This is a genomic window from Leptothrix sp. (in: b-proteobacteria), from assembly GCF_965250675.1.
Classification (GTDB): Bacteria; Pseudomonadota; Gammaproteobacteria; order Burkholderiales; family Burkholderiaceae_C; genus Sphaerotilus.
The window spans coordinates 709,457-725,245 of record NZ_CBDFPH010000008.1 but is presented as its reverse complement, the minus strand read 5'-3'; the positions used below and the strand labels follow the sequence as shown (position 1 = coordinate 725,245).

At 70.4% G+C, this 15,789-nt stretch carries 12 protein-coding genes; 9 read left to right on the top strand and 3 right to left on the bottom strand.

Features of this window, described 5'->3' with window-relative positions; translation table 11 throughout:
• Nucleotides 1–34 precede the first annotated feature (34 nt).
• Entirely contained in the window at nucleotides 35–2,203 is a 2,169-nt protein-coding gene (gene ppk1, locus AC5IG3_RS12745; RefSeq protein ID WP_491906658.1) for a polyphosphate kinase 1, read from the top strand.
• A 50-nt stretch (nucleotides 2,204–2,253) separates the two neighbouring features.
• Nucleotides 2,254–2,478, top strand: coding sequence for a sulfurtransferase TusA family protein (locus tag AC5IG3_RS12740; RefSeq protein WP_491906657.1), 225 nt, complete (start codon nucleotides 2,254–2,256; stop codon nucleotides 2,476–2,478).
• 22 nt (nucleotides 2,479–2,500) lie between these two features.
• On the opposite strand, the gene AC5IG3_RS12735 is transcribed toward AC5IG3_RS12740, so the two are convergent.
• Nucleotides 2,501–3,532 (bottom strand): NAD-dependent epimerase/dehydratase family protein, encoded by a 1,032-nt coding sequence (locus AC5IG3_RS12735; protein ID WP_491906656.1) that lies wholly within the window; start codon nucleotides 3,530–3,532, stop codon nucleotides 2,501–2,503.
• Between the two features lie 92 nt (nucleotides 3,533–3,624).
• On the opposite strand from AC5IG3_RS12735, the gene AC5IG3_RS12730 reads away from it, so the two are divergent.
• Genes AC5IG3_RS12730 through AC5IG3_RS12705 form a run of 6 tightly spaced genes read left to right on the top strand, consistent with a single transcriptional unit; the run spans nucleotide 3,625 to nucleotide 10,671 of the window.
• Nucleotides 3,625–4,473 carry a phosphatase PAP2 family protein gene (locus AC5IG3_RS12730; RefSeq protein WP_491906655.1) on the top strand — a complete coding sequence of 283 codons (849 nt, stop codon included), beginning with the start codon at nucleotides 3,625–3,627 and terminating at the stop codon, nucleotides 4,471–4,473.
• A gap of 25 nt (nucleotides 4,474–4,498) precedes the next feature.
• Nucleotides 4,499–5,452, top strand: coding sequence for a lysylphosphatidylglycerol synthase domain-containing protein (locus AC5IG3_RS12725; protein ID WP_491906654.1), 954 nt, complete (start codon nucleotides 4,499–4,501; stop codon nucleotides 5,450–5,452).
• The gene (locus AC5IG3_RS12720; RefSeq protein ID WP_491906653.1) at nucleotides 5,449–6,537 is read left to right on the top strand and encodes a glycosyltransferase family 2 protein; all 1,089 of its coding nucleotides are present in this window, start codon (nucleotides 5,449–5,451) and stop codon (nucleotides 6,535–6,537) included. The genes AC5IG3_RS12725 and AC5IG3_RS12720 overlap by 4 nt, the downstream gene beginning before the upstream one ends.
• The gene (locus AC5IG3_RS12715; RefSeq protein WP_491906652.1) at nucleotides 6,534–8,270 is read left to right on the top strand and encodes an ArnT family glycosyltransferase; all 1,737 of its coding nucleotides are present in this window, start codon (nucleotides 6,534–6,536) and stop codon (nucleotides 8,268–8,270) included. Before AC5IG3_RS12720 ends, AC5IG3_RS12715 begins: the two co-directional genes overlap by 4 nt.
• The gene (locus AC5IG3_RS12710) at nucleotides 8,267–9,895 is read left to right on the top strand and encodes an ArnT family glycosyltransferase (protein WP_491906651.1); all 1,629 of its coding nucleotides are present in this window, start codon (nucleotides 8,267–8,269) and stop codon (nucleotides 9,893–9,895) included. Before AC5IG3_RS12715 ends, AC5IG3_RS12710 begins: the two co-directional genes overlap by 4 nt.
• Nucleotides 9,892–10,671 (top strand): phosphatase PAP2 family protein, encoded by a 780-nt coding sequence (locus AC5IG3_RS12705; RefSeq protein WP_491906650.1) that lies wholly within the window; start codon nucleotides 9,892–9,894, stop codon nucleotides 10,669–10,671. The genes AC5IG3_RS12710 and AC5IG3_RS12705 overlap by 4 nt, the downstream gene beginning before the upstream one ends.
• Here AC5IG3_RS12705 and galU read toward each other — a convergent pair.
• Entirely contained in the window at nucleotides 10,652–11,518 is an 867-nt protein-coding gene (gene galU, locus AC5IG3_RS12700; protein ID WP_491906649.1) for a UTP--glucose-1-phosphate uridylyltransferase GalU, read from the bottom strand. The two genes, AC5IG3_RS12705 and galU, sit on opposite strands and share 20 nt — an antisense overlap.
• Nucleotides 11,519–11,710: 192 nt before the next feature.
• On the opposite strand from galU, the gene AC5IG3_RS12695 reads away from it, so the two are divergent.
• Nucleotides 11,711–12,766 (top strand): NAD(P)-dependent oxidoreductase, encoded by a 1,056-nt coding sequence (locus tag AC5IG3_RS12695; protein WP_491906648.1) that lies wholly within the window; start codon nucleotides 11,711–11,713, stop codon nucleotides 12,764–12,766.
• Between the two features lie 12 nt (nucleotides 12,767–12,778).
• On the opposite strand, the gene AC5IG3_RS12690 is transcribed toward AC5IG3_RS12695, so the two are convergent.
• The gene (locus AC5IG3_RS12690) at nucleotides 12,779–15,649 is read right to left on the bottom strand and encodes a valine--tRNA ligase (protein WP_491906647.1); all 2,871 of its coding nucleotides are present in this window, start codon (nucleotides 15,647–15,649) and stop codon (nucleotides 12,779–12,781) included.
• Between the last annotated feature and the right edge of the window lie 140 nt (nucleotides 15,650–15,789).

The following is a 15,789-nucleotide window of genomic DNA, read 5'->3' as shown; positions in this document are numbered from 1 at the left end:
TGTCGTGTCACAAAACCTTCATACGATGGTCAATATGAGCGACTCGAACGACCCCCACCGCACGCCGGTCACCGCCCCCTCGCCGGATGAGGTGCCGCAGCACGCGCCAGAAACGGTGCCCGACACCGCGCCGGCAGCAGCGTCGCCCTCTGCGCCCGCCCCCCTGCGGCTGCTCAACCGCGAACGGGCGATCCTCGAATTCAACCGCCGCGTGCTCGCCCAGGCCCGCCGTGCCGACGTGCCACTGCTGGAGCGGCTGCGCTACGTGTGCATCGTGGCCTCCAACATGGACGAGTTCTTCGAGGTGCGTTTTGCCGACACGCTCGAAGCCGCCCTGGAGCCCAACAGCGGCACCACCCGCAGCGATCTGGCGGTGGTGGCCGCCGATGCGCACGCGCTGATCGACGAGCAGTACCGCATCTTCAACGACGAGCTGATGCCCGCGCTGGCGGCGCAGAACATCGTCATCCTCAACCACGCCGACCGCAATCCGGAGCAGCGCAAGTGGGTCTCGGCCTTCTTCCACCGCGAGGTGCACCCGCTGCTGGTGCCGGTCGGCCTGGACCCGTCGCACCCGTTTCCGCAGGTGGCGAACAAGTCGCTCAACTTCATCGCCAAGCTCGGCGGCGTCGATGCCTTCGGTCGCGAGAACACCATCGCCATCGTCAAGGTGCCGCGCGTGCTGCCGCGCGTGATCCGCCTGCCGGACCGGCTGTGCGACGGCCAGCAGGCCTTCGTGCTGCTGACCAGCGTGATCCGCGCGCACCTGGGCGAGCTGTTCCCGAGCCGCACGGTCGAGGCGTTCTCGCAGTTCCGCGTCACGCGCGACTCTGATCTGGACGTCGACGAGGACGACGTCACCATGACCAACCTGCGCCAGGCGCTGCGCACCGAATTGAGCACGCGCCACTACGGCCGCGCCATCCGGCTGGAGGTGGTCAAGACCTGCCCGCAGTCGCTGGCGGACTTCCTGCTGTCGCAGTTCTCGCTGCCCGAGGCGGCGCTCTACCGCGTCAACGGCCCCGTCAACCTGGTGCGCATGAACACCTTCATCGACCTGGCCCACGCCCCCGCGCTGCGCTTCACGCCGCACGAGCCGGCCTGGCCGGCGCAGACGCTGCCGCCAGGCCGCAAGATGGTCGACTGCATTGCCGAGCAGGACATCCTGCTGCACCAGCCGTTCGAGTCGTTCGAGCCGGTGGTGCAGTTCCTGCGCGAGGCGGTCGAAGACCCCAAGGTGCTGGCCATCAAGCAGACCATCTACCGCACCGGCAGCGAGTCGGTGCTGATGGAGTTGCTGATCGAGGCGGCGCGGCGCGGCAAGGAAGTGCTGGCGGTGGTCGAGCTGAAGGCGCGCTTCGACGAAGAGGCCAACATCAACTGGGCCGAGCGCCTGGAGGCGGTGGGCGTGCAGGTGGTCTACGGCATCGTCGGCCTCAAGACCCACGCCAAGCTGCTGCTGGTGACGCGCAAGGAAGGCGCGCGGCTGGTGCGCTACGGCCACCTGTCGACCGGCAACTACAACCCCAAGACGTCCAAGCTCTACACCGACGTCGGTTACCTGACGGCCGACCCGGAGCTGACGGCCGACGCCGACGCGGTCTTCCAGCACCTGGCCAGCCTCAACCCGCTGCTCACGCCCAAGCACCTGCTGGTGGCGCCGTCGACGCTGCATGAGCGGCTGTGCGGGCTGATTAGCCGCGTGGCCGACGCCGCCCGCGCCGGCAAGCCCGCCCGCGTGGTGGCCAAGTTCAACGCACTGACCGACCCGGGCCTGATCGACGCGCTGGTGCGCGCCTCGCAGGCCGGCGCCGAGATCGACCTGATCGTGCGCGGCGCCTGCATGCTGCCGCCGGGCGTGCCGGGGCTGACCGAGCACATCCGCGTGCGCTCGGTGGTCGGCCGCTTCCTGGAACACACCCGCGTGCTGTACTTCCGCTGGGGCCCGAGCGAGCGCGACGAGGCCATGTACCTCAGCAGCGCCGACTGGATGTCGCGCAACATGACACGCCGCGTCGAGATCGCCTGGCCGGTGCGCGACGTGATCCTGCGCCAGCGCGTCATCGACGAATGCCTGGTGCCCTACCTGCGCGACACGCTCGACGCCTGGACGCAGGACAGCAGCGGCCACTACCAGCGCGTCATGCCGCTGGAAGGCCAGCCGGCCCTGAGCGCGCAGCGGGCACTGGCACAGCGGTTCTGAAGCCGCCGTCCTGAATCCTAGAATCCGGCGTTCAACAGCGCACGGATTCGATGGACACCCAAATTGACACTCGCGGGCTCAACTGCCCGCTGCCCATCCTCAAGGCCAAGAAGGCCCTGGCCGACATGGCCAGCGGTGAACTGCTGCGGGTGCTGGCCACCGATCCGGGCTCGGTGCGCGACTTCCAGTCGTTCGCGCGCCAGACCGGCCACGAACTGATCGAACAGACCACCCTGGCCGGCAACGAGTTCGTGCACGTGCTGAGACGGCGCTGAATGCGCTTCAGCGCCGCGCCGGTCACATCGGCTGGTAGGCCTTGAACCAGTCGACGAACCGGGCCAGACCGTCGCGCAGCGGCGTGGCAGGCCACGGCTCGGGACCGATGGCGGCCGTCAGGCGGGTCGGGTCGGCGCAGGTGTTGGGCACGTCGCCAATCTGCTGGTCGACAAAATCCAGCGTGGGCTGCGTGCCCAGCAGGTCGCCCAGAGTCTGGACGAATTCCAGCACCCGCACCGGCTGGCGGTGGCCAACGTTGAAGATCTCGGCCGGCGCACCGCGGCCTTGCGCCAGAACCTGGGCCTGTGGCGGGCCACGCTTGATCAGGCGGGCCAGCGCCTCGACCACATCGTCGACATACGTGAAGTCGCGCAGCAACTCGCCACGCCCGAACAGCGGTAGCGCCTGGCCACGGCGGATGCGCTCCGAGAACGTCCAGTACGCCATGTCCGGCCGGCCCCACGGCCCGTAGACGGTGAAGAAGCGCAGGCCGGTGACCGGCAGGCCGTGGACGTGGGCGGTGGCATGGGCCATGGCCTCGTTGGCCTTCTTGGTGGCGGCGTAGAACGAGGCCGGCTCGTCGGTGCGGTCGGTCTCGGCGAAGCCGAGGCGCTCACCGCCGTCACCGTGTGGCTCGGCCTCATCGTCGCGCCAGCCGTAGACGCTCGACGAACTGGCGTAGAGCAGGTGCTTGACGCCATTGAGCCGGCACGCCTCCAGCACCGAGCCGAAGCCGATCAGGTTGGAGCGCACATAGTCCATCGGCGCGCTGACCGAATGGCGCACGCCGGCCTGCGCAGCCAGGTGCAGCACCACATCGACACCGTGGTCGCGTACCAGCGCGAGGGTGGCGTCGGTATCGCACAGGTCGAGCTCATGCACCCGGACACCGACGGGCCCGAGCAGCGCCGCCACCCGGGCCTGCTTGAGGGCAACCGGGTAATAGGGGTTGTAGCTGTCGCAGCCGATCACGGTGTGACCAGCGCGGGCAAGTTGGGCGGCGGCGTGGGCGCCGATGAAGCCGGCAGCGCCGGTGACAAGGATGGTGGCCATGGACGGAGTTCTCTTACCTGCGAAAATCGCGGACTGCTTCGTTGAACGAGACCTTGAAGACGGTGATCGATACATCCGCGATGATGCCAGCGATGGCCCGCAAACCCTCTGGTTTCCCTGTGGACGCGGCCTGGATCTGGCTGGCGCCGGCGGCGCTCGGCCTGTTCGCTGCGGCCTGGCTGCGGCTGGGCGGGCACGACGAAGCCGTCTTCCGCGCCATCAACGACTGGGGCCGGGCGTGGCCCACCTTCTGGTCGATGCTGAGCGTGGCCGGCCTGGGCCTGAGCGCCTTTCTGCTGCTGGGCGGCTGGTACGCCTGGGTCAGCACGCGCGGGCAACCCGACGCCACCGACCCGGCAGCCCAGGCGCTGGGCGCGCTGCTGATCTGCTTTCCGATCGGCGGCGTGGTCACGCACGGCCTCAAGGCCTGGTTTGCCACCCCGCGCCCGCCGGCGGTGCTGCCGCTGGAGTCGATCCACGTCGTCGGCCAGCCGCTGCTGCACGGCTCGCTGCCGTCGGGGCACTCGATCACCGCGTTGGCGGTTGCCGGCATCGTGCTGGCCTGCCACCGGCTGGGCTGGCGCGGCGTCGCGGCGGTGCTGCTGCTGGCGCTGGGCGTGGTCGTCTCGCGCATCACGACGGCTGCGCACTGGCCCAGCGATGTCTGTGCGGGCGCGGCCATCGGCTGGCTGCTGGCGCCTTGCATGGCAGCGCTGCTGCAACGCACCGCGCTGGCCGCGTGGCTGCAACACCCGCGCGGGCGCCTGCTGCTGGCGCTGGCCTTGCTGATCGCGGCAGCGTCCATGCCACCCACCCGCACCGGCTACCCGCTGGCGGAGCCGCTGCAGTGGGCGCTGGCGGTGGTCGCCGCTGCCGCCGCGCTGTGGCAATTGCGCGATCTGTGGCGGCACCGCCGCGCCGCACGGGTGGCCCATGGCTGATGCGCCCCCGAAGCCCGCGCCTCCGATGTCGCGAAAACGACTGGGGTCTGCCCTGGGCGCCTTGCTCGCGCTGGGCCTGCTGGCCGCACTGCTGCGCCAGCTCGACTGGGCCGCGCTGGCCGCCAGCGCCACGCGCGTGCCGGGGTGGATCTGGCTGGCCGCGCTGGCCGGCGCCCTGGGCAGCCAGGCGCTGCGCGCCGCACGCATGCAGGCCGAATGGCAGCATCACCCCGAAGCCACTTTCCGGACCTGCCTGCGCCTGTTCCTGTTCCATAACGCCGCCGTCGCCTGGATGCCGCTGCGCAGCGGCGAAGGCGTCTACCTGTGGTGGCTGACGCGCCGTTGGCAGGTGCCGCTGGCGCAGGCCTTGTCGAGCCTGATGTGGCTGCGCCTGCAGGACGCGCTGGTGCTGGCGTGGCTGTCGCTGTGGTGGTTTGCGCCCGGCCACGGCCCGCTCACCAGCCTGCCGGCGCTGGCGCTGGCGGTGCTGGCCGGCGTCTTCGGCCCCAACCTCTGGCAGCGCCTGCTGACCAGGATCGACACCCCCGCGCTGCGCGACGGCCCGGGCAAGCTCGCCAAGGTCGGCCGCACCGTGCTGCAGGCCTGCCGCGCCAGCCGGGGCGGCCGCCTCGGCTGGGCCTGCTGCGTCGGCAACTGGTGGCTGAAAATCGCCACCGTCGCGCTGCTGCTCGATGCGCTCAGCCCGATAGCCACCGGCGACGCCGCCCGTGCCGCCCTCACCGGCGAATGGGCCGCCATCCTGCCGCTCAACGGCCCGGCCGGACTCGGGCCTTACGAGGCCGGCGTCTGGCTCGGCGCCATCGCCCAAAGCGCAGCGCCCGCGCCGGCGGTGGCCGACCTGGTCGGCGCCGCGCTGCTGGCGCACCTCTTCTGGCTGCTGGTCTCGGGCGCCAGTGCCGCCGTGATCTGGGCCTTCAGCCCCCGCCACTCACGTTCCACGATGGAATCCGCCTCATGACGCTTGACCTCACCCCCACCTCGACCGACGCCGTGGCGTTCGACACCGTGCCGCCGCACCGCCTCTCGGTCGTCGTGCCGATGTACAACGAGGTCATCAACGCACCGCTGCTGGTCGACGCCGTGCAGGGCGCGCTGGCCGACTACCCGTTTCCGTGGGAGCTGATCGTGGTCGACGACGGCAGCCGCGACGGCACCACCCAGGCGCTGCGCGCCCACGCGAAGACCATCGGCGACCACATCCGCGTGGTGCAGCTGGCGCGCAACTTCCGCCAGACCGCCGCCATGCAGGCCGGCATCGATGCCGCGCGCGGCGACGTCATCGTGACGATGGACGGCGACCTGCAGAACGACCCGCGCGACATCCCCAAGCTGGTGGCGCGCCTGCTGCGCGACGACCTCGACATCGTGGCCGGCTGGCGCCAGCAGCGCCAGGACGGCCTGCTGCTGCGCAAGATTCCGTCGCAGATTGCCAACCGGCTGATCCGCAAGATCACCAACCTGCCCTTCCAGGACCTGGGCTGCAGCCTGAAGGCCTTCCGCGGCGACGTGCTGCGCGAGGTGCGCCTCTACGGCGAAATGCACCGCTTCATTCCGGCGTGGCTGTCGACCGTGACGTCGCCCTCGCGCATGGCCGAGGAACCGGTGCGCCACCACGCCCGCGCCCACGGCGAGTCCAAGTACGGCATCAGCCGCACGCTGCGCGTGCTGGTCGACCTGCTGGCCGTGACCTTCTTCCAGCGCTTTGCCGCGCGCCCCGGCCACTTCTTCGGCGTGATCGGCCTGGGCGTGGTGATGGCGAGCCTGGCGGTACTGGGCTACCTGGGCGTGCTCAAGCTGACGGGCCACGACATCGGCAACCGGCCGCTGCTGTCGCTGGGCTTCTTCGGCCTGATGGGCGGGCTGCAGTTCCTGACCACCGGTGTGCTGGCCGAGTTGTTGATCCGCATCTACTACGGCGCGCGCCATGCCGCCCCCTATGTGGTGCGCGGCGGCGCAGCGATCGAGACGCCACCAGCCGCAGACGGCTGGGCGCACACGACCGCACTGCCGCACACGGCCAACGCCAGTCCTGCCCCGCTGTGAGCGTGCTGCCCTTCGTACGCCGGCCGGCGCGCCCGAGCGCCAGCCAGGCCCGCTTCGCGTTCTGGCTCTGGGCGGCGCTGCTGCTCGGGCTGGTGACCTTCGGCCTGGGCCGCGCGCCGCTGTTCGACGTCGACGAAGGTGCGTTCTCCGAAGCCACCCGCGAGCTGCTGTCCAGCGGCGACTGGGGCCACACCACGCTCAACGGCGAAGACCGCTTCGACAAGCCCATCCTGATCTACTGGCTGCAGGCCGCCAGCGTGCAACTGTTCGGGCTGCATGAGGCCGCGCTGCGCCTGCCCTCGGCGCTCGCCACCTGGGGCTGGGCGCTCGGGCTGGCGCTGTTTGCCTGGCCGCGCTGGGGGCTGCGCGCGGCGGTGGCCGCCGGCAGCGTGCTGGCCACCACCGCCGGCGTGATGCTGATCGGCCGCGCCGCCACGGCCGACGCGCTGCTCAACCTCTGGCTGACGCTGGCCGCGCTCGACCTCTGGCGTGTGCTCGAAGCCGGCCACGATGCCGGCGCCCGCCGCGCCCCGCTGCGCCGCGCCGCCGTCTGGCTGGCGCTCGGCATGCTGACCAAAGGCCCGGTGGCGTGGCTGATTCCGGGTGCGGCGGTGGCCGTCTGGCTGATCGGCTCGGCCACACAACCGACCACGCCGGGCGGCTTCATCGCCCGCCTGTGGCAACGCCTGCGCCCGCTGCTGACGGATGGCGTTGCCTGGGCGCTGCTGCTGGGCATTGCGCTGCCTTGGTACGCCTACGCGCTCGACCGTCACGGCATGGCCTTTGTCGACGGCTTCTTCCTGCGCCACAACCTGCAGCGCTACGGCGGTGCGCTCGAAGGTCACGGCGGCAGCTGGCTCTACTACGTCGTGCTGATTCCGGTGCTGATGTTTCCGTGGTCGGCGCTGCTGGTGCCGGTGCTGGCGCGGGTCAAAACCTTGTGGGCCGATCCGCTGTCGCGCTACCTGCTCGGCTGGGCCGGCTTCGTGCTGATTTTCTTCAGCGGCTCGGGCACCAAGCTGCCGCACTACGCGCTCTACGGCCTGACGCCGCTGGCGCTGCTGGCCGGCCAGGCGCTGGTGCGGCTGCGGGACGGGCGCAGTGCAGCAAAGCCCGACCGCGTCGCCCGCTGGAGCTGGGCGCTGCTGGCGCTGTCGCTGGTGCTGTGGCCGCTGCTGGGCCTGGGCGTGACCGAGTACGTGCTGCACTGGATCGCCCAGGCGCCCGCCGGCAAGGTGCACCCGCTCTATCTGGCGCTGATGGGCGGGCCGGCAGGCACAGAGCCGCTGCGCATCGGCGCGGTCGTCACGGCGCTGCTGGCGGCGATGCTGTGCGCACCCATCGCGTTCAAGCGGCCTGCGGGCGCCAGCTTCACCCGCCCGGCGCTGGCCGCCGCGCTGGGGCTGCTGTTCCAGGCCACGCTGCTGCTGCCGTGGTGGGGCGAGCGCCTGCAAGGCCCCGTACGCGATGCGGCGCTGCAAGCACGCGCTGCCCAGGCCACCCGCGTCACGCCGGCCGGCTGCGTGCAATGGGGCCTGCATCAGCCCAGCTTTGCGCTCTACCTGCAGCAGCCCTGCCCGCGCCGCGCGCCTGAATCGAACGAACTGGCGCTGGTGCGCAGCGACCAGCTGCCGCAACTCGCCGCCGAGCGCGCGCCCGCCGCCACGGCGCCACCCTGGCAGCTGCTCTACAGCGAGCGCGGCCTGTCCCTGATCCGCTGGCTCGGCCCATGACCCCCACACCCTCCCTGAAACACCGCCATCCCGCCACCAGCTGGTGGCGGCCGGCGCTCATCGTCATCGTCGTGCTCGGCCTGCTGCGCTGGGCGGTGCTGCGGCTGGCGCTGCAGGACACGGACATCGGCCTGCAGGTCGACGAGTCGCAGTACTGGAACTGGTCGCAGGCGCTGCAGTGGGGCTACTACTCCAAGCCGCCGGGCATCGCCGCGCTGATCGCGGCCACCACCGCGCTGTGGGGCGACACGGTCATCGCCATCAAGGCGGTCGGCCTGCTGACCTACCCGGTGACGGCGCTGGTGCTGGCGTGGCTGGCGCAGGCCATGACGCCTGCGGGCACGAACCGCCGCCGGGCTGCCGGGCTGGCCGCGCTGATTTTCCTGAGCAGCCCGCTGGCCGCGCTGCTGGGCCTGGCCGCCACCACCGACGCGCCGCTGCTGCTGGCCTGGAGCCTGGCCACCGCGCTGCTGTGGCAGCTGATTCACCGCCCGTCGCATCAAGGCAGCGCAGGGCTCTGGCTGCTGCTGGGCGCGGTGATCGGACTGGGGCTGCTGTCCAAGTACACCTTCGCGGCGTGGCTGCCGGGCGCGCTGTGGATCTGGTGGCGCCACCACCAGAACAGTTCCCAGGCGACACGCCCGCCGCTGCTGACGGGGCCGGTGCTGGCGCTCGGCGTGTGCGCCGCGCTGCTGCTGCCGCACCTGCTGTGGAGCGCCAGCCAGGGCTGGCCGACGCTGCAGCACACCGCCGACATCACGGTGGCCTCCGGTGCCAAGAGCAGCCTGGGCCCGCGCATGACCGAAGCGCTGGCCGGCCCGGCGGTGATGCTGGGCCTGCTGTGGCTGCTGTGGCTGCCCGCGCTGTGGCGCCATCGGCAGACGCGCAGCCTGACCGCCGCCGGCCAAGCCTTGTGGGCCGGCCATACGCCCGGCGCGTTTCTGGTCGTGCTGAATGCACCGCTGGCCCTGGCAGGACTGGCGCAGGCGCTCTCCAGCGGCACGCAACTCAACTGGACCGCGCCGCTGGTGCTGCCGCTGACGCTGCTGCTGGCGCTGGCTTTGACACGAACTCGCTTCACGACCTGGACGCTGGTTGCCACGCTCAGCGCGCACCTGGCGTTGAGCACGGTGCTGCCGCTGGCGAACCCGCTCTGGCAGCAGGCGCAGGCCGCCGGCTGGGTGGCCAAACCGCTGCCGCGTGCGCTCGACCTCTGGGGCCGCATGCGCGGCTGGGGCGCGGCCTATGCGCAGATGCATGAGGCGGCCCGCGCGCATCTGCAGGCCCATCCGCAATCGCCGGTGGTCGGCGCCAGCCGCACGGTGGTCGCGCACGGCACCTTTCTGTGGCGCGACCTGCACGCGCACTGGATGACGCCGCGCCCGGACGGCCCGCCGCACGACCACTACCAGCTCACCGCCGGCTGGCCGAACGCCCAGGCGCCCGCCACCGACGCCCCGCTGCTGATCGTGCAGGAAGGCGAAGCCGCCACGCTGCCGCCCGAGGTGCTGGCCCATGTCAAGGCACCCGAGTTGCTGGTACAGGCGCGTGCGCCACAAGGCAGCCAGCGCGTGATCCTGATGCAACTCTGGCGCGCCTGGCCCGCCACCGACAAGACGCCATGACTTCAGCCGCTTCTGCAGCCACTTCAACTCCGCGCCCAGCGCTGCGCCGCCGCCAGCGCGAGGCGCTTCGTTGGGCCGGTGTGCTGGCAGGGGCCATCGCGCTGTTCACGCTCTGGCCGGGGCTGGACCTGCTCATCAGCGGCAGCGTGTTCGGATCGACTGACGGGCCGCGTTTTCCGTATGGTGCGTGGGCACCGGTGCAGTGGGCCTATCGGCTGATTCCGGTCACCGGGGTCAGCTTGACCGTGTTGGGGCTGCTGGCAGCGTGCCTGCCCGCGCGCAGGCTTTCGGCGCCCTGGCAGATGCGCTGGCGTCGGCGCTTCTACGGGCTGGCGCTGGTGCTGCTGTTCGGCTCAGGGTTGGCGATCAACGCCGGGCTGAAGGAAGTCTGGGGCCGCCCGCGCCCGGTGCATGTGGTGGAGTTCGGCGGCAGCCAGCCGTTTCGCCAGATCAACCAGCCGAGCACGCTGTGCAAGACCAACTGCTCGTTCGTCTCGGGCCACGCCGCCGCCGGCTTTGCGTTGATGGGGCTGGGACTGGCCGCCGCACCGGCCGCGCGGCGGCGCTGGTGGCGCGTCGGCATGCTCACGGGCGCGCTGTTCGGGCTGGGCCGGGTGCTGCAGGGCGGGCACTTCACCAGCGACATCCTCTTTGCCGGGCTGGTGATCTGGGGCGTGAGCCTGCTGCTGCGGCAGGCCTGGGTGCGATGGCGGGCGCGCCGCAAGCAGCGCAGCCGCCACGCACTGAACAACGGGCTTACAGCACCAGGTTCTTGAGGTATTCGCGGAAGTCGGCACCGACTTCCGGGTGACGCAGCGCCAGCTCGACGTTGGCCTGCAGCCAGCCTTCCTTGCTGCCGCAGTCGTAGCGCTGGCCTTCGTAGCGGTAGGCGAACACCTTCTCGCGGCGCAGCAGCGCGGCAATGCCGTCGGTCAGCTGGATCTCGCCACCCACGCCGCGCGGCTGGTTGGCAATTTCATGGAACACCCCCGGCGTCAGGATGTAGCGGCCGGCCACGCCCCAGCGCGACGGGGCGTCCTCGGGCGAGGGCTTCTCGACGATCTGGCTCACGTCCATCAGGCGGTCGTTGACCAAGGTGCCGGCGACGATGCCGTAACGCTTGGTGTGCTCGGCCGGCACTTCCTGCACGGCCAGGATCGAGGCGCGCCATTCCTTGTACTGCTCGACCATCTGCGCCAGCACCGGCGGCTCGCCCATCATCAGGTCATCAGCCAGCAGCACGGCGAAGGGCTCGTTGCCCACCAGGCGCTGCGCGCACAGCACCGCATGGCCAAGGCCGAGCGCCTGCGGCTGGCGGATGTAGATGCACTCCATGTCCTTGGGCTTGACGCTGCGCACCACCTCCAGCAGCGCCTTCTTGTTGGCCTGCTCCAGCGCCACCTCCAGCTCGAAGGTCATGTCGAAGTGGTCTTCGATCGGGCGCTTGTGGCGGCCGGTGACGAAGATCATCTCGCGCACGCCGGCGGCGTAGGCCTCTTCCACCGCGTACTGGATCAGCGGCTTGTCCACCACCGGCAGCATCTCCTTGGGCTGGGCCTTGGTGGCCGGCAGGAAACGCGTGCCGAGACCGGCGACGGGGAAGATGGCTTTCTGGACTTGCATGGTGTTTAGGGCTCAAAGTGGTCAAACTGGACCCATTCTGGCAGGCGATGGCGACTTGTCAGCCCGCGTTCGAGGGGGAGTGTGCGCAGGTCGGCGCGTTTACGATCAGTTTGTCAACGTTGTCGCAAAAACCTGTTTGCGCATCACGCCCGTCACACCCTGCTCACGCACCAACCGCACCCTCTTTCCTGCATGGACCTGCTGATTGCCGAACCCCTGGAACCCGAGGTGCTGGACTGGCTCGAGTCCCGCCACGAGCTGTTCTACGCGCCGCGCCTGGCCCAGGACCGCCACCTTTTCGCTGAAACCCTGGCGCAGACGCGTGCCGTGCTGCTGCCACCGTCCCTGCCCATCAACGCACAGATGCTGGCGGCCGCACCCCGGCTGCGCGCCATCGGCCGCATCGTCGGCGGGCACGAGAACATCGACCTGGCGGCCTGCGCCCGCAGCGGCGTCGAGGTGGTGCGCAACCTCGACGCCACCGCGCCGGCCGAGGCCGAATTCATCCTTGGCGCGCTGCTCGCCCTGCTGCGCCCCAGCCCCGAGGAAGCCGGCCACGTCGCCGGCCGGGAGCTGGGCGCCTGCTGCGTCGGCCTGATCGGCATGACGCCGGCGGCGCGGCAGCTTGCCCGCATCCTGCAGGCCTTCGGCTCGCGCGTGGTCGGCTACGACCCCGCGCTGCACGCATCGGACCCGAAGTGGACCCAATGGGGCGTGCAGCCGCTCGGCCTGCGTGAACTGTTCGAGAGCAGCGACGCGCTCTGCGTGCTGCTGCCCTACTACAGCCGCTACCAGGGCCTGCTGGGCGAGCGCACGCTCGGCCAGGGCAAGCGCGGCCAGGTGCTGGTGAGCCTGTCGCCGCTGGACGTGTTCGACAGCGGCGTGCTGACCGAATCGCTGCGCAGCGGGCGGCTGAACGCGGCCTGGCTCGACCAGGCCGGCCTGAGCGGCGCGCTCGATGCCGGCCAGCCGCTGCGCGACCTGAAGCGCCTGCTCATCACGCCGCGCCTGGCGTCCTTCACGCGCGAATCGCGCCTGCGCAGCGCCTGGGGCGTGGCGCGGCGCATCGACGAGGTGCTGCGCACCCACCCGACCACCGCGCGCCACGGCAGCCGGCGCGTCACGTCGGCCACCTCAGCCACTGCGGCCAGCCGCAGCGCCGGCCGTCAGCCGATCAGCGCCAGCCTGGCCGCTGTCGGCGTGCTGCCGGACAGCCAGCCGGGCCGGCTGCACACGGCAGCGCGCTGACACCGCCCGGGGTCAGCCCAGCCGCGCCAACTGGTCCAGCTGCGCCTGCAGCTTGATCAGCGTGGCGCTGAAGTCGGCCACGCGGGCGCGCTCCTGCGCCACCACCGCCGCCGGGGCGCGGGCGACAAAGCTCTCATTGCCCAGCTTGGCCTCGGCCTTGGTGATCTCGCCGGCCAGCCGCGCCACTTCCTTGCCCAGGCGTTCACGCTCGGCGGCCACGTCGATCTCCACCTTCAGCGCCAGCCGCGCCACGCCCTGCACCACCACCGGCGCCAGCTCGGTCGCGGTGGCAAATGCGGCTTCATCGTCAAACACCTGCACCTCGCTGACCTTGGCCAGTGCCTTGAGCAGCGGCGCGGCGGCGGTGATGAACTCGGCGTCACCGAAGGTCATCAACGGCACGCGCTCGGCGGGTGACAGGCTCATCTCGCCGCGCAGCGTGCGGCAGGCGCCGACCATGCTCTTCAACTGCGCCACCCAGGCGTCGGCCTTGGGGTCGATGCGGTCGAGCTGCGCCTGTGGATAAGCCACGGTGACGATGCTCTGGCCGTCGCCCGCCGCCTTGCGGCCTGCGACCACCGCCACGGTGTCCCACAGCTCGGCGGTGATGAAGGGCGTGATCGGGTGCAGCAGGCGCAGGATGGTCTCCAGCACGCGGATCAGCGTGCGGCGCGTGGCGCGCGCGCTGGCCTCGTCCCCGGCGGCGGTCGCCACGGCGATCTGCACCTTGGCGATTTCAAGGTACCAGTCGCAGTACTCGTCCCAGACGAACTGGTAGATGGCGTTGGCCACGTTGTCCAGCCGGTACTCGGCAAAACCGTGCGCCACGGCGGCTTCGACGCGCTGGATCTCGCTGGAAATCCAGCGGTCGGCTTGGCTGAACTTCATGTAGCCGTGCGCCGGGCCGCCCACCTGGCATTCGGCCTTGGTGTGCTCCTTCAGGCCGCAGTCCTGGCCCTCGGTGTTCATCAGCACGAAGCGCGTGGCGTTCCAGAGCTTGTTGCAGAAGTTGCGGTAGCCCTCGCAGCGCTTGCTGTCGAAGTTGACGCTGCGGCCCAGGCTGGCCATCGCCGCGAAGGTGAAGCGCAGCGCGTCGGCGCCGTAGCCGGGGATGCCGTCCGGGAATTCCTTCTCGGTCGCCTTGCGCACCTTGGGCGCGTTCTCGGGCTTGCGCAGGCCGGTGCTGCGCTTGTCCAGCAGCTCGGGCAGCGCGATGCCATCGATCAGGTCGACCGGGTCGAGCACGTTGCCCTCGCTCTTGCTCATCTTCTTGCCCTGCGCGTCGAGCACCAGGCCGTGGATGTAGACGTGCTTGAACGGAACCTTGCCGGTGAAGTGCTTGGTCATCATGATCATCCGGGCGACCCAGAAGAAGATGATGTCGTAGCCGGTGACCAGCACCGACGACGGCAGGAACAGGTCCTGCTCGACGGTCTGCTCCGGCCAGCCCAGCGTGCTGAAGGGCACCAGCGCCGACGAGTACCAGGTGTCGAGCACGTCCTCGTCGCGCGTCAGTTCACCGGTGTAGCCGGCGGCCGTGGCCTTGGCGCGGGCTTCGTCCTCGCTGCGGGCGACGAAGAGCTCACCCGATGAGCCATACCAGGCCGGGATCTGGTGCCCCCACCACAGCTGGCGGCTGATGCACCAGTCCTGGATGTTCTTCATCCACTGGTTGTAGGTGTTGACCCAGTTCTCGGGCACGAAGGTCACGTCGCCGGAATCGACCGCCTCGATCGCTTCCTCGGCAATCGACTTGCCGTTCGCCCCGGCCTTGGTCATCGCGACGAACCACTGGTCGGTCAGCATCGGCTCGATGATCTGGCCGGTGCGGGCGCAGCGCGGCACCATCAGCTTGTGCTTCTTGACCTCGACCAGCAGGCCCTCGGCCTCGAGCTGGGCGACGATCTGCTTGCGCGCGACGAAGCGGTCCAGGCCGACGTAGGCCGCCGGGATGTCGGCGTGCTCGGCGTTGACCTGGGCGTCGAGCGTGAAGATCGTCAGCATCGGCAGGCCGTGGCGCAGGCCGACCTGGTAGTCGTTCTGGTCGTGCGCCGGCGTCACCTTGACCACGCCGGTGCCGAAGGCCTTGTCGACATAGGCGTCGGCGATCACCGGCACCAAGCGGCCGGTGATCGGCAGGCGCACGCGCTTGCCGATCAGGTGGACGTAGCGTTCGTCCTCCGGGTGCACCATCACCGCGGTGTCGCCGAGCATGGTTTCCGGCCGGGTGGTGGCGACGACCAGCGATTCGTCCGCGCCATCGACCGGATAGCGGATGTGCCACAGCGAGCCGTCTTCCTCCTCGCTCTCGACCTCGAGATCGGACACCGCCGACTTCAGGATCGGGTCCCAGCTGACCAGGCGCTTGCCGCGGTAGATCAGGCCCTCGTCGTACAGGCGCACGAAGGTCTCGGTGACGACCTTGGACAGCTTGTCGTCCATCGTGAAGTACTCGTGCGGCCAGCTGACGCTGTCGCCCATGCGGCGCATCTGCTGGGTGATGGTGGAGCCGCTCTGCTCCTTCCACTCCCACACCTTGGCGACGAAGTTCTTGCGGCCCAGGTCATGGCGGCTGATGCCTTGGGCCTGCAACTGGCGCTCGACGACGATCTGCGTGGCGATGCCGGCGTGGTCGGTGCCCGGCACCCACAGCGTGTTGTCGCCGCGCATGCGGTGGTAGCGCGTCAGCGAGTCCATGATGGTCTGGTTGAACGCGTGGCCCATGTGCAGCGTGCCGGTCACGTTGGGCGGCGGCAGTTGCACGCAGAAGCTCGGTTTGGCCGGATCGAGCGTGGGCGCGTAGGCGCCGCTGGCCTCCCACTGCGGGCCCCACTTGGCCTCGATGGCGGCGGGTTCGAAGGATTTGGTCAGCGTGTCGGTCATGGCGGCGGCAAGGCGGGAAAGTCGGAATCGGGGGCCGCAGAGCGGGCTGATCTCAGCTGCCTGCTCCGCGCGCGAAGGACGGATTTTAGAGAGCGCGCCTCACGCCGGTGCCGTGCGGCGTCGCGCGCAAGGTGGCGCTC

What these genes read in the sequence shown, in the direction of transcription:
- AC5IG3_RS12690 (WP_491906647.1), bottom strand. Translation starts at nt 15,649, where the DNA reads ATGACCGACACGCTGACCAAATCCTTCGAACCCGCCGCCATCGAGGCC.
- AC5IG3_RS12735 (WP_491906656.1), bottom strand. Translation starts at nt 3,532, where the DNA reads ATGGCCACCATCCTTGTCACCGGCGCTGCCGGCTTCATCGGCGCCCAC.
- AC5IG3_RS12740 (WP_491906657.1), top strand. Translation starts at nt 2,254, where the DNA reads ATGGACACCCAAATTGACACTCGCGGGCTCAACTGCCCGCTGCCCATC.
- AC5IG3_RS12695 (WP_491906648.1), top strand. Translation starts at nt 11,711, where the DNA reads ATGGACCTGCTGATTGCCGAACCCCTGGAACCCGAGGTGCTGGACTGG.
- AC5IG3_RS12705 (WP_491906650.1), top strand. Translation starts at nt 9,892, where the DNA reads ATGACTTCAGCCGCTTCTGCAGCCACTTCAACTCCGCGCCCAGCGCTG.
- AC5IG3_RS12720 (WP_491906653.1), top strand. Translation starts at nt 5,449, where the DNA reads ATGACGCTTGACCTCACCCCCACCTCGACCGACGCCGTGGCGTTCGAC.
- ppk1 (WP_491906658.1), top strand. Translation starts at nt 35, where the DNA reads ATGAGCGACTCGAACGACCCCCACCGCACGCCGGTCACCGCCCCCTCG.
- galU (WP_491906649.1), bottom strand. Translation starts at nt 11,518, where the DNA reads ATGCAAGTCCAGAAAGCCATCTTCCCCGTCGCCGGTCTCGGCACGCGT.
- AC5IG3_RS12725 (WP_491906654.1), top strand. Translation starts at nt 4,499, where the DNA reads ATGTCGCGAAAACGACTGGGGTCTGCCCTGGGCGCCTTGCTCGCGCTG.
- AC5IG3_RS12730 (WP_491906655.1), top strand. Translation starts at nt 3,625, where the DNA reads ATGGCCCGCAAACCCTCTGGTTTCCCTGTGGACGCGGCCTGGATCTGG.
- AC5IG3_RS12710 (WP_491906651.1), top strand. Translation starts at nt 8,267, where the DNA reads ATGACCCCCACACCCTCCCTGAAACACCGCCATCCCGCCACCAGCTGG.